This window comes from Streptomyces alanosinicus (assembly GCF_014650595.1).
In the GTDB taxonomy this organism is placed as follows: Bacteria; Actinomycetota; Actinomycetes; order Streptomycetales; family Streptomycetaceae; genus Streptomyces; species Streptomyces alanosinicus.
In genome coordinates this window covers 1-1,084 of record NZ_BMVG01000143.1, presented here as the reverse complement: position 1 = coordinate 1,084, position 1,084 = coordinate 1, and the positions used below count along the sequence as shown (strand labels likewise).

General features: G+C 66.1%; 1 protein-coding gene. It reads right to left on the bottom strand.

Going from position 1 to position 1,084, the window contains the following annotated elements; all coding sequences use genetic code 11:
• The coding region (locus tag IE277_RS46685; protein WP_189960204.1) for an acyl-CoA carboxylase subunit beta at positions 1-1,084 on the bottom strand (1,084 nt) is incomplete at both ends.

Sequence of the window (1,084 nt, the reverse complement as noted above, 5' to 3'; positions counted from 1 at the left end):
CTGGGAGTCCATGACGATGTACGCACCTCCGTACGCCTTGCGCAGGATCAGCGAGATCCTTGGCACGGTCGCGTTGCAGTACGCGTACAGCAGCTTCGCGCCGTGCCGGATGATCCCGCCGTGCTCCTGGTCGACCCCGGGCAGGAACCCCGGCACATCGAGCAGCGTCACGATCGGGATATTGAAGGCATCACACATCTGCACAAAACGCGCGGCCTTTTCCGACGCCTCGATATCCAGGACGCCTGCGAGCGACTGCGGTTGGCTAGCGATGATGCCGACCACCTGACCGTTCAACCGGGCCAGCGCGCAGATGATGTTGCGCGCCCAGCGCTCGTGGACCTCCAGGTACTCGCCGTCGTCGACGATCTCCTCGATCACCCGGGCCATGTCGTAGGGCCGGTTGCCGTCCGCCGGGACGAGGTCGAGCAGGTCGTCGGAGCGCCGGTCGACCGGGTCGGAGCACTCCACCCGCGGCGGGTTCTCGCGGTTGTTCTGCGGCAGCAGGGAGAGGAGGTAGCGCACCTCGGCGATGCAGGTCTCCTCGTCGTCGTACGCGAAGTGACACACACCGGACGTCTCGGCATGCACGTCGGCACCACCGAGGCCGTTCTGGGAGATCTCCTCGCCGGTGACCGCCTTGACCACGTCCGGGCCGGTGATGAACATCTGCGAGGTCTCACGGACCATGAACACGAAGTCCGTCAACGCCGGTGAATACGCCGCACCACCGGCGCACGGGCCCAGCATCACACTGATCTGCGGGATGACACCGGACGCCTTCGTGTTCCGCTGGAAGATACCGCCGTAACCCGCGAGCGCGCTGACACCCTCCTGGATCCGGGCACCCGCGCCGTCGTTCAGCGACACCAGCGGCGCACCCGCCGCGATGGCCATGTCCATGATCTTGTGGATCTTCGTGGCATGAGCCTCACCCAGCGCACCACCGAAGATCCGGAAATCGTGCGCGTAGATGAAGACCGTACGGCCCTCCACCGTGCCCCAACCCGTCACGACACCGTCCGTGTACGGCTTCTTCGCCTCCAGCCCGAAACCCACCGCCCGATGCCGGCGCAGCTGCTCG